13 protein-coding genes are annotated in these 14,323 nt (G+C 48.1%); 12 read left to right on the forward strand and 1 reads right to left on the reverse strand.

The window, feature by feature from the left end; genetic code table 11:
- The first annotated feature begins 253 nt into the window (after positions 1 to 253).
- From Tfer_RS14210 to Tfer_RS14265, 12 genes are all read left to right on the forward strand, one after another.
- Positions 254 to 907 carry a TMEM165/GDT1 family protein gene (locus Tfer_RS14210; protein WP_052218971.1) on the forward strand — a complete coding sequence of 218 codons (654 nt, stop codon included), beginning with the start codon at positions 254 to 256 and terminating at the stop codon, positions 905 to 907.
- Positions 908 to 1,030: 123 nt separating this feature from the next.
- Positions 1,031 to 1,375 carry a phage holin family protein gene (locus Tfer_RS14215; RefSeq protein WP_052218972.1) on the forward strand — a complete coding sequence of 115 codons (345 nt, stop codon included), beginning with the start codon at positions 1,031 to 1,033 and terminating at the stop codon, positions 1,373 to 1,375.
- A gap of 21 nt (positions 1,376 to 1,396) precedes the next feature.
- On the forward strand, positions 1,397 to 2,200 hold the full coding sequence (locus tag Tfer_RS14220) for a Cof-type HAD-IIB family hydrolase (protein WP_052218973.1): 804 nt from the start codon (positions 1,397 to 1,399) through the stop codon (positions 2,198 to 2,200).
- Between the two features lie 76 nt (positions 2,201 to 2,276).
- Positions 2,277 to 3,179, forward strand: a complete 903-nt coding sequence (locus Tfer_RS14225; protein ID WP_052218974.1) for a glucodextranase DOMON-like domain-containing protein — start codon at positions 2,277 to 2,279, stop codon at positions 3,177 to 3,179.
- Between the two features lie 50 nt (positions 3,180 to 3,229).
- On the forward strand, positions 3,230 to 5,176 hold the full coding sequence (locus Tfer_RS14230) for a glycoside hydrolase family 15 protein (RefSeq protein WP_052218975.1): 1,947 nt from the start codon (positions 3,230 to 3,232) through the stop codon (positions 5,174 to 5,176).
- Positions 5,173 to 7,152: an amylo-alpha-1,6-glucosidase gene (locus tag Tfer_RS14235; protein ID WP_052218976.1), complete on the forward strand. Its 1,980-nt coding sequence runs from the start codon at positions 5,173 to 5,175 to the stop codon at positions 7,150 to 7,152. The genes Tfer_RS14230 and Tfer_RS14235 overlap by 4 nt, the downstream gene beginning before the upstream one ends.
- A 73-nt stretch (positions 7,153 to 7,225) precedes the next feature.
- A complete protein-coding gene (locus tag Tfer_RS14240; protein WP_052218977.1) occupies positions 7,226 to 8,299 on the forward strand; it encodes a bifunctional phosphoglucose/phosphomannose isomerase in 1,074 nt (357 codons plus the stop codon).
- A gap of 63 nt (positions 8,300 to 8,362) precedes the next feature.
- Entirely contained in the window at positions 8,363 to 9,121 is a 759-nt protein-coding gene (locus Tfer_RS14245; RefSeq protein ID WP_052218978.1) for a phosphatase, read from the forward strand.
- On the forward strand, positions 9,111 to 10,085 hold the full coding sequence (locus Tfer_RS14250) for an ROK family protein (protein WP_052218979.1): 975 nt from the start codon (positions 9,111 to 9,113) through the stop codon (positions 10,083 to 10,085). Before Tfer_RS14245 ends, Tfer_RS14250 begins: the two co-directional genes overlap by 11 nt.
- A gap of 60 nt (positions 10,086 to 10,145) precedes the next feature.
- Positions 10,146 to 10,877: a PHP domain-containing protein gene (locus Tfer_RS14255; RefSeq protein WP_052218980.1), complete on the forward strand. Its 732-nt coding sequence runs from the start codon at positions 10,146 to 10,148 to the stop codon at positions 10,875 to 10,877.
- A 64-nt stretch (positions 10,878 to 10,941) separates the two neighbouring features.
- Positions 10,942 to 11,832 (forward strand): RNase adapter RapZ, encoded by an 891-nt coding sequence (gene rapZ, locus Tfer_RS14260; RefSeq protein ID WP_052218981.1) that lies wholly within the window; start codon positions 10,942 to 10,944, stop codon positions 11,830 to 11,832.
- On the forward strand, positions 11,825 to 13,177 hold the full coding sequence (locus Tfer_RS14265; protein ID WP_052218982.1) for a gluconeogenesis factor YvcK family protein: 1,353 nt from the start codon (positions 11,825 to 11,827) through the stop codon (positions 13,175 to 13,177). Before rapZ ends, Tfer_RS14265 begins: the two co-directional genes overlap by 8 nt.
- A 226-nt stretch (positions 13,178 to 13,403) precedes the next feature.
- Here Tfer_RS14265 and Tfer_RS14275 read toward each other — a convergent pair whose 3' ends face one another.
- Entirely contained in the window at positions 13,404 to 14,159 is a 756-nt protein-coding gene (locus Tfer_RS14275) for a LytR/AlgR family response regulator transcription factor (protein WP_052218984.1), read from the reverse strand.
- Positions 14,160 to 14,323: the final 164 nt, after the last annotated feature.

A 14,323-nucleotide genomic window follows, 5' to 3' on the forward strand; every position in this document is an offset into this window, starting at 1 on the left:
TAAAGTATTATATAAATAAATGGCAAAGGGATATACTCAAGCCTCTGGGGAGTAGTTTCGCGTAGTTTCGCAGGGTAATGTCAACAGACTGGCCGGCGGGGCCTGGCATTACCGGCAGAGATTTCTGTTAAACGAGACCTTTGGCGCGCTTTTGGCGTGCGCAAAGGTCTTTTGTTTTATGTAATCCAGCTATAAAGCGTAATTTTTCAAACCACTGCCCTGATTAATTTAAATTAACGGAGGGATAGCTGAAATGGATGCCATGTGGGCTTCAGTGATTTTCGTAGTGCTGGCAGAGATGGGCGATAAAACCCAACTGCTGGGGATGGCCTTTGCCACCAGGTTTAAAGCCGGTACAGTCCTGTTAGGTGTTTTCGTGGCTACTCTGGCCAATCATTTTTTGGCGGTGGCGCTGGGCAACTATTTGACCACCGTTATTCCGTTAAATTACATACAGGTTGCCGCCGCCGTGTCCTTTGTCTTTTTCGGTTTATGGACTATCAGGGGGGACAAGCTGGAAGGAGAAGATGAAAAGCACTACTTTAACCCCTTTTGGACTGTAACCATTGCCTTCTTTCTGGCCGAGATGGGGGATAAAACCCAGTTGGCCAGCATTGCGCTGGCGGCCAAGTACCATTCGCTTTGGTGGGTTCTGGCAGGGACAACAATGGGGATGATGATTTCCAATGTCATAGGTATACTGGTGGGTGTAGTTTTAGGCAAACGTATTCCTGAAAAAGCGGTCAAGGCTTTTTCGGCAGGAGTTTTTGTCCTGTTTGGGTATGTCGGCATTTACCGGTATATTATCCAACCGGGTTTGAGAATAGGCCTGCTGGCAGCGGTATCAATAATTGTAATAGTTTATCTGGCGTATATAAACAAAAGGCCGGAGACAGGGGAAAATTAGCAAGAAAATTTTACATAAAAACTTTGTAAAAAAAAGTCTAAACTTTTTGGGTAAAAATGTTTCTTTGTAGTATAATGGAATTGCAAGCCAATACCTTAATTACCTTGAAAAGGGGGTGGGGTTATGAAAGGTTTGGCTCTGCGTTGGTTCTTTAATGCGCTGGCTTTGTTTATTACTGCATACCTGCTTGACGGCGTTATGATCTCCGGTTTTGGGTCTGCGCTGGTGGCGGCGCTGGTTTTGGGTATCGTAAACGCCGTCATCAGACCGGTAATTTTGTTCTTTACACTGCCTTTGAATTTCCTTACCTTAGGTCTGTTTACCTTTGTAGTGAACGCTCTTATGTTCAAGCTGGTTTCCGTCGTGGTAGACGGTTTCGTGGTAGAAGGGTTTTTCGCCGCTTTGGTCGGCTCTCTGTTGTTAACCATTATCAGCGGATTTCTCTCAGCCCTGGTCCGTGACCATTAACCGTAAACGGAGGTAATTACATTGGGTTATCAATTAATTGCAATAGACTTGGATGATACGTTGCTAAGGGACGACCTGACCATATCCCGGGCCAATAAAAGGGCAATTACTGAGGCGGTAAAAAGAAACAAGCTGGTGATTATTTCTACGGGGCGGATGTTTAAATCCGCTTTACCTTTTGCCCAGGAATTAGATCTTCATCATCCGATTATATCTTACCAGGGGGCCCTGGTGAAAACTGCCGATACGGGGCAGGTGCTGGTGGAAAGACCTGTTCCGTTGGAACTGGCCCAGGAAGTTTTGCATATCGGTTATGCCCGCGGAATACATATAAATGTCTACCTGAACGATACCCTTTTTGTCGATGGCATAACTGAAGAAGGTATCGGGTATGCTAATCTGGCACGGGTAGAGCTGAATCCTGTCGGTGACTTGCGTAGATTTTTAACCGCTGATCCGACCAAACTGTTATTTATCGGAGAGCCGGCTCATCTGGATAAACTTCTTACAGAATGTCGGGAGAAGTTTGCCGGTAGGCTATATGTTACCAAATCGAAACCCCATTTCCTCGAGTTCATGCATCCGCAAGCCAATAAAGGCGGCGCCCTGGAAGAACTGGGGCGGATTTTCGGCATTGCCAGGGAAGAAATGATTGCTGTGGGCGACAGTTACAATGACCTGGACATGATCGAATATGCCGGTCTGGGTGTCGTGATGGGTAATGCCAGGGATGAAGTCAAGAAGGTAGCTGACTATGTTACCCTGGATAACGAAGCCGATGGCGTTGCCCATGTTATCGAAAAGTTTTTACTGCAGGATAATTAAAAGGGAAATATTTTTTGGGGGAGAACAACTGACTGACATAATTTAGGGAGCGGGACTTAAGGAGCGGAGGGCTGTCATGGATAAAAAATCTAAAGTTATTTTTACGGCGTCTCTTTTTCTTGTTATTGCCGGCATATTAACGGGAGCCGGGTACATACTGCACGGCCTCACCGCAAAAAGGTATCATGCCCAGCGCGTGATTTTCGAAATGGCGGATCCGGCGCGTGATGATTATGGTCCAGGTTCTTATAAATACCCTACAGATTCTATCTTTGACCCTAAATCAGGGCACTTTGACCTGTTAAAATTTACCGTGTCTGCCAAAGAAGATAAATATTTTTTCGATATAAAATTAGGCAGGATAACAAATCCCTGGGGAGCTGCCGAAGGGTTCAGCCACCAGATAATCCAGATATACATTGCCGACGGGTCAGAAAACGGTAGGATTGAAACTTTTAAACAGGGCGCAAATGTACAGTTCAGCCCTCAATATCCCTGGACTTCGCTGATTAAGGTCGTCAGCTTTGGCAAGACAGCAGTATATTCTTCAACGGATTACGAAACGTCAGATGGGAAATCAGTAGGGGTTACGGCTAAATTGCAGCCCGATAAGCAGACCATCCGGGTTACGGTGCCCAAAAAATACATTGCCGGCCAACCGGAAAAATGGGCCTATTATGTTCTGGTAGGTTCTCAGGATGGTTCCGGACCTGATAATTACAGACAGGTGATGGCGCAGGTAACCCAGTGGAATTTCGGAGGAGGCCAAAACAGTCCCTTGAATCCGAATGTAATCGATATCCTGGCGCCGAAAAAAGGGCTCCATACACAGGAGAAAATGCTCAAAAGCTTTGATCCCGGCAGGGGCAGGCTGGCTATGCTTTACCCGGTAGGGCCTCCGCAGGTCCGGCCCTCCTGGTGGGAAAATTTCCTCGAATACATGGAAGGCCTTTTTGTTAAATATGACGTCAGTTTATGATCTCAAGCGAACAAATGCTTAAACGCGTTGCTGGTAGGTGGTAACCTTTGATGGAAAAACCGTATCTGATCAGTTCGGTCATCGGCAATGGCAGGATGCTGGCCACCCTGGGCAGAAATACGGAACTTTACCGGATTTTCTGGCCCCATATTGATAATTTCCAACATCTGCAGAACAGTTTTGCGGGTATTTTCATGCACGGTGCAATGCGGTGGTTGACTGACCCCGGATTGTGGCGGCATGAACAATCATATTGTGAAGATACCAATGTTGTGGAAACTTTATTGCAAAGCCATGACGGGCTGGTTCAGGTCAGGGTAGTAGATTTTGTGGAGCCTGAACGCGATGTGCTGGTACGGCATTTTGAGATAGGCAACCTTTCTGATGGGGCGCTACCTGCCAGGTTTGTCTGTTTTGCCGCCTTCAATTTTCAAAACAACCCTTACGGAAACGGGGTCCTGTACGCAGCCGAGTATGATGCCCTGCTTTATTACGGGCGCGGTTACTATTTCCTAGTCGGCGGAGATAGGGCCAATAACGGATTTCAGGCCGGCGCCGGCGCGCTGGACGATGCCCATGACGGATATTTGCACGGGGCTGTGCTGAATATGAGCCCAGAAGGGTGCCAGGTATGGGATTTGGGCAGTCTGGAAAAAGGCCAGAAAACCGAATTGACCCTGTTTTTCTGCCCGGGAAAAACATGGGCGGAGACGGGGCATAAATTGCAGTGGGCACGGCAGCAGGGTTACCGTCAATTGTTTGCGGCTACCAAGCACTATTGGACCGCTTTTTTGGCCAGGGGCAGGCAGGTTCATACTGATGATGCCGATTTGAATGCTTTATATAAAAGGTCTTTGTTGGTCGGTGGGCTCCTGTGTGACAGGGAGAACGGCGGTATAATCGCAGCCCCTGAAATGGATGAAAAGTACATAAAATCGGGCGGGTACGGGTACTGCTGGCCGCGGGATTGTGTCTTTGTGGCTGATGCGATGGCCAGGGCCGGTTACGGGGACATTGCCGCCAGGTTTTACCGTTGGGCGGCCCGGACCCAACTGCCCGAGGGAGACTGGTACCAGCGCTATGACACAGAGGGGAATCTGGCTCCTGGCTGGGGAAAACAGGTTGACCAGACGGGCGCCGTGCTGTGGGGTATATGGCAGTATGTTCTGGTTTATGAAGACATGGATTTTCTCAGGGAGTTGTGGCCAACGGTTTTTAAGGGCGCGGTCTTTTTATCTTCGTTCGTTGACCGGGAAACGGCCCTGCCGTTGCCCAGTTTTGATTTATGGGAAGAACGGCTCGGTGAACATGCCTACTCCGCTGCCGCTGTTTACGGGGGGCTTATGGGAGCGGCTGATATGGCCAGAAAGTTGGGCTATGACCAGGAAGCTGATAATTGGCACAAAACCGCTCTCAATATAGCCCATGGAATAGTAAAGTATTTATGGGACCAGGAAAAAAAATCCTTTATACGTACCGTCAAAAAAACTGTTGACCGTGGAGAATACGAGTACCACCGGCAGCAGGGTAACTGGGTTGCCACTTTCAAAAGGGAGAAAGGTTACGAAGTTTTCCAGATCTGGAAAGATGATTTGACAGATGCCAGCCTGTTAGGTCTGGTTTACCCCTTTGAGGTTTTCTCCCCTGTCGACGAAAAAATAAAACATACGGTGGACTGGATTGAACGGGTACTGACCTGTCCGCGGACCGGCGGCATCAAAAGGTACGAAAACGATCATTACATTGGCGGCAACCCGTGGGTAAACACTACGCTGTGGCTGGCTATTTATATGATCCGCGCGCAGCGCCGGGAACAGGCCAAACTGTTCTTGCGCTGGGCAATTAACCACCGGACGGAAACAGGGTTACTGCCTGAACAGGTAGACCGCAATTCCGGCCGGCCGGCCTGGATAATTCCTTTAAGCTGGTCCCATGCCATGTTTATATTGGCGGTTTTAGAATTTCTGGATAGCGGGAACAGGGAGGAAAAGCCATGATTTTTGGCAGGATTGAAGCGGGAAATGTAGAAAGAGGTATTTACAAGAACTGGATTGTAACCAATGGCCTTGGCGGGTTTGCTGCCGGCACAATTATCGGAGCCAATAACAGTAAATACCATGGCCTGCTTTTTGCGGCCTTACGCCCGCCAGGGGAAAGAACGCTGCTCCTGGCCAAACTGGAAGAAGAAGTGTTGCTGCGCGGGAAATCCTATCAGTTGGGGGCCAATGAGACGGCAACGGGGGTTTACCCTACGGGGTTCAAATACATCCAAACCTTTGAACTGAACCCGTTTCCACACTTTACTTATGTGGTAGAGGATGTAATGCTGGAAAAGTATATTTTTATGGTTTATGGGTCCAATACAACGGTGGTAAGGTACTCTGTTTTCTGCCCTGACGATACAGACTTTACCCTGAAAATTACCCCCTTTGTGAATTGCCGGCATTATCACCATACGGTGCGCAAAAATGATTGGCCCTTTCATCAGGTCACCAGGCAAAACGGCACATTCATCGAGGCTTATCCGGGGGCACCCCGGCTGCACCTGTATTCGGACCGCGCTTTTTATGCAAAAGGCCCGGGTTACTGGTTTGAGAATATTTTTTACCGTACTGAAAGCCGGCGGGGATTGGATCCCTGGGAAGACCATTATATGCCCGGCAGTTTTCTTGTCAACCTGAAGAACGGAGACAGTGTAAGCATTATTGCTTCCACGGAGGAGAAAGAAATATCGAATTCCCTGCTAAAACAGGTAGAGGCTGAGAAAAGGCTGGCCCAATTGGTGGAGAAGGCGGGCTATCATGACGAATTTGCCGCCCGGCTGGTCCTTGCTGCCGATTCTTTTATTGTACACAGGCAATCGACACAGGCCAAGACTATTATTGCGGGTTACCCGTGGTTTACGGACTGGGGCCGGGATGCTATGATCGCCCTGCCCGGCCTGACGCTGGTCACGCGCCGTTTTGAGGAAGCAAAGGAAATTCTGCGTACCTTCGCCAAATATTGCAAAGATGGGCTGATACCTAATATGTTTCCCGATGAAGGGATGGAACCTTTGTATAATACGGTGGATGCCCCGCTATGGTTCTTTTTCGCCGTTTATAAATACTTGCAATATACGGGGGACGATGAGTTTGTCAGGGATACGATCTTCCCTGTTTTAAAAGAGATAATAGATCATTATCAGAAAGGTACTCATTTTAATATTCACATGGATGACGACGGACTTATTGCCGCAGGTACGGAAGGAACGCAGTTGACCTGGATGGACGCAAAAGTGGGAGACTGGGTAGTTACCCCGCGGGAAGGCAAACCGGTGGAGATAAATGCCCTCTGGTTTAACGCCCTGCAGGTTACAGCTTTATTAGCCAGGAAATACGGGGAAGAGGCCAGGGATTACTCATCGCTATCGAATAAAGTCCGTAAAAACTTTGTGCAGGTCTTTTGGAACGAGGAGGGTAAATACCTGTATGACGTGGTAAAAGGAGATTATAAAGACGCTGCCATACGGCCCAACCAAATTTTTGCCGTTTCACTGCCCTTTTCTCTACTGGACCATTCCAGGGAAGCAGCGGTGGTAAAAACGGTTTGGAGGCGGCTGTATTGCTCCTATGGTCTGCGCAGCCTGGCGCCCGGCTTTCCAGGTTATAAGGGGGTTTATGAGGGAGACGTGGTAGCCAGGGATGCCGCCTACCACCAGGGTACCGGGTGGAGCTGGCTCATCGGGCATTTTATTACCGCCTACCGGAAAGTCAATGATTATTCGGCTCAGAGCAGGGAAGTGGCCCAGCAGTTTATCCTTCCCTTCAAAGCTCACTTGCGGGAACATGGACTCGGTTCAATATCAGAAATTTTTGACGGTGATCCGCCGTTCCGGCCGAAAGGCTGCTTTTCCCAGGCGTGGGGAGTGGCTGAGGTACTGCGAGCCTATGTAGAAGACGTGCTGGAAGCCAGTCAGAAAGGTCAATCATGAGCAACGGTTATTTCACCGTTACAGGGCACTGTAACGAGAACAAAAGATGTCGGTTACCAAAGGAGGAATCCAGATGACAAATGGGGTGGATTTAAACCAGGAGGCATTGATTGCGGGCAACGATCCCGGCGGTATGCTCAAAGCCTTGTGGAACCTCCCGGAACAATGTGAGGAAGCAGAAAGAATTGCCCAGGCCATAGACGTAAATTTTACCGCGACGGAAATAAAAAACGTCATGGTTACCGGGCTTGGCGGATCAGCCATCGGCGGCGATTTATTAAGAGTATATGCCGGTGGCAAAGCCGCTGTCCCGGTCATCGTGAACAGGGATTATACCCTGCCTGCTTTTGTTGACGCAAGTACCCTTTTGTTTGCCGTCAGTTATTCCGGTAATACGGAAGAAACCCTGAGCGCTTATGCCCAGGCCAAGGAAAAAGGGGCTAAAATCATTGTCCTGACGACCGGGGGCAAACTGGGCCAAATGGCCGAGGCCGACGGGTATCCTGTAATCAAGGTGCCGGGGGGCATATCTCCGCGGGCTGCCACCGGGTACCTGCTTATACCAACTATTGTGATCATGGCAAAGATAGGTCTACTTCCCGATGCCGGCGATGAGATAAAAGATTTGACCGGGCACCTGCGGGTGTTACGGGAACACTTAAAACCTGCTGTTCCCGTCGAGCAGAACCTGGCCAAACAACTGGCCACGAGGTTTTATAACAGGCTGCCGGTCATATGGGGTGTTAGCGGTACTACCGAAGTGGTGGCGCAGCGCTGGAAGGGCCAGATTAACGAAAATGCCAAGGCCCCGGCATACTGGGCGGTATTGCCTGAATTAAACCACAACGAAATTGTTGGTTTTGAAAAACCGGAGAACGTTTTAAAACAGTTGGAAGTGGTTATTCTTCGCGACCGGGCAGACCACCCCAGGGTGCAGAAACGGATAGAAATCAGCAAGACTATTATCAAAGATGCCGTAAGTGGCGTTACAGAGGTCTATTCCTCAGGTAATTCAAGCCTGGCCAGGACTTTTTCCCTGACCTATACCGGCGATTACATGAGTGTATACCTGGCCACCTTGTATGGTATTGACCCGACGCCGGTAAAGATGATTGATTTCCTGAAGCAAAAACTGGCCGAGGATTAAAATTTTCCGGGTGTATTGGCCGGAGGAGAAAATTTCTTTTTTAATTGTCTGGGGGTTTTACAAATGCGGTTAGTGGGTGATTTGCATATCCATTCCGTAGGAAGCGGTCATGCTTACAGCACCGTTGCTGAAATCATTGAGGCTGCCCGCGCGAAACAACTGCAGTTGATAGCAATTACGGACCACGGGCCCGCTATGCCAGGCGGGCCCCATCCTTACCATTTCGGCAACCTGTGTGTCCTGCCTGAAGAAGTAAAGGGAGTACGCCTGTTAAAAGGAGTAGAAGCCAATATTATGGACCGCCACGGGAACCTGGATTTAGGACAAAATTATCTGGAACAGCTGGATGTGGTTTTAGCCGGCTTTCACCCGGACTGTTTCCCGGCGGCAAGCAAAGAGGTATATACGGAAGCGCTCATAAATACGATTAGGAATCCCTTGGTGGACATAATTGTCCATCCTGGCAATCCCCAGTTTACCGTTGTATACGAGAAGATAGTCAAAGAAGCTGCCGGGGCAGGGGTGGCCCTGGAAATAAACAACAGTTCCCTGTGCGGCAGCAGGCAGGGCAGCGCTCCCAACTGCAGTTATATCGCTGAACTACTGGCTTCTTCCGGCGGACCTGTTTTCGTGGGCAGCGATGCCCACTGGGCAGCCGACGTGGGCAGGTTCGACCGGGCCGTGGAATTGCTCTTGAAAGCGGGCATAAAAGAAGAACAGGTTATAAATACATCGGTAGACAAGATTACCCAATATCTGGCCGGCAGAAGGCGGGCCAGAAAGCAGGTTAAGGAGCGGGGGGGCATTTCATATGGCCGGTAACAAAGAGCAGTACGTTATTGGCATTGACCTTGGCGGAACATTTATCAAGGGGGCTCTTTTCAACAGGCGTGGCAAAATGCTGGCCAAAAAAGAAATCCCCACCCTGGCGGCGGAAGGCGCCGAGGCCGTAGCGACAAAAATGGCGGGCCTGGCCCGGGACCTGCAGAAACAGGCAGGTGTGTCTATGGATATGGTCATCGGTATGGGCATAGGTTCGCCGGGGCAGATTGATGGCCGTACCGGCTGTGTAATCAGGTCAGGTAACCTCGGGTGGCATAATGTGTACATACTGGAAATGGTAAAGAAGCACATACCCTTGCCTCTTTTCCTGGAGAACGATGCAACGGCTGCGGCCCTTGGCGAAAAATGGTGCGGTGCAGGCCAACAGGCCGAGAATATGATCATGATGACGATTGGCACAGGGATAGGAGGCGGCATAATCATCAACGGCCGGCTTTACAGAGGGGCTTCTTCCGGCGCCGGAGAAATAGGCCATATGGTTATTCAGCCCGGGGGGCCGCTCTGCAGTTGCGGGAATAAAGGATGTCTGGAAGCTTTAGCCGCTGCACCGGCCATAATTAAAAGGGCTAAAGCTGCGCTGGCCGGGGGAACAGCATCTTTGCTGGCGGAAACTGTTGATTTTACTGTCAGGAATGTATTTGATGCGGTAGCGAAAGGCGACCCTGTAGCGACCAGGGTGGTGGATGAGACTGCTTATTATCTGGGAATAGGCGTGGGTAGTCTAATAAACATTTTTAACCCCGAACTGGTGATAATAGGCGGAGGTGTTTCCAAGGCGGGAGACCTTTTATTTATACCCCTTTGCAAATATGCTGAGCAAAATGCTTTACCGGCTCTCTGGCCCTCTGTTAGGATTGTTCCTGCCGCTTTGGGCAATGATGCCGGTAGCGTAGGGGCTGCTGCCGTTGCCTTACAAAGGCAGGGGTACGGTTTATATGTGTAAATTTTATTGGCTTATGCATTAACGAACCTCGCTATTCACATAATAAAGCGAGGTGTTTTTATGGAATTTTTTGCCGATTACCACACACATACAGTGTACAGCGACGGCGGCGGCACCATAGAGGAAAATGCCCGGGCCGCTAAGGAAAAAGGGCTTGAAGTATTAGGCATAACTGACCATGGACCTGCCAATATCGGTGTAGGCGTAAAAAATGCCGACACTTACCTGGAAATAAAGGAAGAAATTGAAGCAGTCCGTTTAAAAATCCCGGAACTGAAAATCTTATGCGGGGCAGAAGCTAATATTACAGGTCTGGACGGGGCAATAGACATCCCCGACAATATTGTCAGGAAACTGGATTTCCTGATTGTCGGCCTGCATCCTTTTGTTTGGGGAAAGTCCCCGGCCGATTTCCTGAGCATTGTGGCGGGCAATCAACTGGCGCCGGTGAGCCAAAGTATCCGCGAAAAGGTAAAAGTCAACAATACCAAGGCTTTAATCGAATGCATCCACAAACATAAAGTTTTTTGCATAAGCCATCCCGGTTTAAAGATGCCCGTAGACATAGAGGAGCTGAGCAGACATTGCGCGGCACGGGATACTGCCCTGGAAATCAACACCGGCCATAAATATAACAAACATGAGTTGGTGGTAAAGGCCCTGCCGGCAGGGGTTAATTTTGTTGTTAACAGTGACGCCCACTTTCCGGATACCGTGGGGCGGTTGTTGGATGGTAGACTGGTTCTGGACAGGTTTAATGTGCCCGTTGACCGGGTAACTAACGCCAGGTAATAACAGAAGGAGAACCGCACATTTTGGCGAACTTTAGAATATTGAAAGAAAGGGTGACAGTGAGATGAAGGATACTAAACTGGTGATAGTTACCGGCCTGTCCGGAGCGGGAAAAACTCAGGCTATCTGGTGCCTGGAGGATCTGGGTTATTTTTGTGTAGACAACCTACCCCCCACCTTGATTGCTAAGTTTGCGGAGCTTTGTGCACAATCGGAAGGCAAGATAAATAAAATAGCATTGGTAGTGGATATCCGGGGTGGCGGATTTTTTGACAGCATCAATGAGAGCCTGGAGAACCTCGACAGGATCGGTATTAAATACGAAATCCTGTTTCTGGAAGCCTCTGATGAAACACTGGTCAGGCGGTTTAAGGAATCAAGGCGCCCTCACCCGCTGCGGCCCCACGGCCGGGTTTTGGAAGGGATACATGAGGAAAGAAAACGGTTGGAGGAATTAAGGGGCCGGGCCCATAAAATAATTGATACTTCCAACTTAAGCAATAAACAGTTAAAAGAAGAAATCATTGCTCTGTTTTCCACGGCCCGGGAAGAAGCAGCGTTAAAAATTACGGTTCTTTCATTCGGCTTCAAATACGGTCTTCCCATGGATGCCGATTTGGTTATGGATGTACGATTTCTGCCAAACCCTTACTACGTGGACAGTTTGCGGCCGCTAACCGGCGATGATAAGGAAGTTCAGGACTATGTTATGGATTCCCCTATCAGCCGAACGTTTTTAAGAAAGTATTACGGGCTGATTAAGTTTTTGATTCCGCACTATATCAAGGAAGGCAAGACCAGTTTGGTAATTGCCATAGGCTGCACCGGCGGCCAGCACCGGTCCGTCACTTTGGCCAACAAACTTGGCGCCATGTTACAGAGTGACCGGAATTATGTTGTTGTCCGACACCGGGATATAGACAAAAATTCTTCGGGAGTCAGGGAAAATGTATAGGCTTAAATGGCTTTATCCGGGCATGTACGTTAAAAGGTGGCTCTTTCTGGCCTGCACAGGGTTGGCTATACTGGGGCTGGGACTGACACTGACTTTTTACCGGGAATTCAGCTACTTTACCCGTTACGTTTATGACATCCTGGCAGGCCTTTTCCAGGGCAAGGTTGATATAAAATACGCGGGTCTCTGGATATGTGCAGCAGGGTTTTTCATTCTGGCGCTGGGTTTCCGCAAAACAATCAAGTCAATTGCCAGGGTTCTGGCGCCCGATAAAGAAAACCGGCTGGTTGATATCATTTATGAAACCCATCAATTGGAACGCGGGCCGCGCATTGTAGTCATCGGGGGCGGTACAGGCCTCTCTGTTTTGCTGCGGGGCCTGAAAAAATATACCAGGAATATCACGGCGATAGTAACGGTAGCTGACGACGGGGGAAGCTCCGGGCAGCTCAGGGGCGAGCTGGGAATCCTACCGCCGGGAGATATCCGTAACTGCCTGGTGGCCCTGGCAGACAGAGAAAGCCTGATGGAAGACCTGTTCCAGCACCGTTTTAAAAATGCTAATGGGCTAAGCGGCCACAGCCTTGGCAATTTGCTTATAGCAGGGATGACCCAAATAGCCGGTAATTTTGAGACGGCAATTCAGGAAATGGGTAAGGTTTTGGCTATCAGGGGCCGGGTTTTGCCTGTTACCTTGAAACATGTGGCTTTATGCGCGGAATTTATGGATGGGACTGTGGTTGAAGGCGAGTCCCGGATACCGCGCACGGGCAAGAAAATTAAACGGGTGTTTTTACGTCCCGCCGATTGCGAACCACTGCCGGGAGCGCTGGAAGCAATTGCCGAAGCTGACATAATCGTTCTTGGCCCGGGAAGTCTTTATACCAGCATTATACCGAACCTTTTGGTGCGCGGGGTAGCAGATGCTATTGCGGCATCTCCGGCCGTAACAGTATATGCATGTAATATTATGACGCAACCCGGTGAAACCGATGGTTTTTCAGCTTCCGAGCATGTCAGGGCGATACAGGAGCATGCCGGTTCCAACCTGATTCAGTATGCCATCATCAATGTACAGGATGTACCCAGAAAGCTTCTTAAAAAATACAGGGAAGACGGCGCTGTGCCTGTACGGCCTGATATTAAAGAAATAGAAAAACTGGGGGTAAAAGTTATCCCTGAAAACCTGGTTTTTGAATCGGATTTAGTCAGGCATGACCCCGAGAAATTAGCCAGAGTAGTTATTAAACTGGCCGAGAAAATTCAACCGGCCAGGAAGCATGAAATAGTTCAGGCGGCTGTCTCAAGGTCTGAACCAGGTAAAGGTGTATCTACTGACCAATGACCGTGCATACCGGAAGGGTATGCCTGTTGAAAAAGCCATTAACATTTTGGAAGGCATCAAAGGAACCCAATCGAACCAGGAATTATTAGTAGAAATATTTATTAAAATAATTCAAGGAAGAACAGACCCTCCATTGAGTCAAAAACAAAAATTCTTATAAATACACTCTCTTCTTCGGTAGTATTTTACACTTGCAAAAAAACGCCACTGGCTATTTGGTGGCGTTTTAATCACGAATATTTAACATAGAAAAGATATTTTGTGCTTTAGACCGGCTGATTAAAGCCTTGGAGTTTATTCCTTGGAATGAAATTTCATAACTCCTATTCCCCAGAGGTTTAATTTGTGAAACATACTTAAGATTTATTATATAACCTTTATGGGAACGGAAAAATTCAGGAAAATTCAACTTTTCTTCCAAGGAATTTAGGGTTTCAGCTGTGCAGTATTCAGCATCTTTGCAAAAAATAACGGATTTGTTGCCTTTATGTTCAACCATAATGATTGAGTCCACATCAATAAAAATAATGTTTGAACCCGTTTTGATAAAAATTTTTTCTCTGGAAGTTAGGATGCTTTTAATTTCTGCCAACTTTTTTTCCTGCTTTTTTTGGAAAGCATCAATTTTGTCAAATGCCTTTTGCAGCCGTGGGATACGAACTGGTTTTGTTATGTAATCAATGGCATTCAGTTCAAAAGCCTGCAAGGCAAATTCGCTGTGACCGGTAAGAAAAATAATGTAAGGATATAAGCCTTCATCGAGAATTATATTAACTGCTTCTATACCATTCAGCTCAGGCATTTCAACATCCACTATAATCGGATCTGGGTCTAATTCTTTTGCCTTGTCTACTAATTGCTGTCCATTGGAAACAGCTACTATTGATTCAACATTATCAAATTGAGAGAGAATGTTTTTTAAATCCGTTCTTGTTTGTTCATTATCTTCGGCTAATACCACCTTGTACTTTGAATCAAACATTGTTTCACCAACTAATAAGAATTATTTTATCAGTGATTTTGGGGCTTTTTATAATGAACCCATAAGGTGAGACACAAAGTTTAAAAAGTAAGTTATAATGGAAACATGAAAAAGCGAAATCAATATTCAGCCGAATTTAAAAGCAAAGTCGTCCTGGAGGTGCT

Source organism: Thermincola ferriacetica (assembly GCF_001263415.1).
GTDB classification, from domain to species: Bacteria; Bacillota; Thermincolia; order Thermincolales; family Thermincolaceae; genus Thermincola; species Thermincola ferriacetica.

Coding starts and splice junctions, on each gene's coding strand:
- Tfer_RS14250 (WP_052218979.1), top strand. CDS start 9,111: ATGGCCGGTAACAAAGAGCAGTACGTTATTGGCATTGACCTTGGCGGA.
- Tfer_RS14235 (WP_052218976.1), top strand. CDS start 5,173: ATGATTTTTGGCAGGATTGAAGCGGGAAATGTAGAAAGAGGTATTTAC.
- Tfer_RS14240 (WP_052218977.1), top strand. CDS start 7,226: ATGACAAATGGGGTGGATTTAAACCAGGAGGCATTGATTGCGGGCAAC.
- Tfer_RS14230 (WP_052218975.1), top strand. CDS start 3,230: ATGGAAAAACCGTATCTGATCAGTTCGGTCATCGGCAATGGCAGGATG.
- Tfer_RS14255 (WP_052218980.1), top strand. CDS start 10,146: ATGGAATTTTTTGCCGATTACCACACACATACAGTGTACAGCGACGGC.
- Tfer_RS14245 (WP_052218978.1), top strand. CDS start 8,363: ATGCGGTTAGTGGGTGATTTGCATATCCATTCCGTAGGAAGCGGTCAT.
- Tfer_RS14210 (WP_052218971.1), top strand. CDS start 254: ATGGATGCCATGTGGGCTTCAGTGATTTTCGTAGTGCTGGCAGAGATG.
- Tfer_RS14215 (WP_052218972.1), top strand. CDS start 1,031: ATGAAAGGTTTGGCTCTGCGTTGGTTCTTTAATGCGCTGGCTTTGTTT.
- rapZ (WP_052218981.1), top strand. CDS start 10,942: ATGAAGGATACTAAACTGGTGATAGTTACCGGCCTGTCCGGAGCGGGA.
- Tfer_RS14275 (WP_052218984.1), bottom strand. CDS start 14,159: ATGTTTGATTCAAAGTACAAGGTGGTATTAGCCGAAGATAATGAACAA.
- Tfer_RS14225 (WP_052218974.1), top strand. CDS start 2,277: ATGGATAAAAAATCTAAAGTTATTTTTACGGCGTCTCTTTTTCTTGTT.
- Tfer_RS14265 (WP_052218982.1), top strand. CDS start 11,825: ATGTATAGGCTTAAATGGCTTTATCCGGGCATGTACGTTAAAAGGTGG.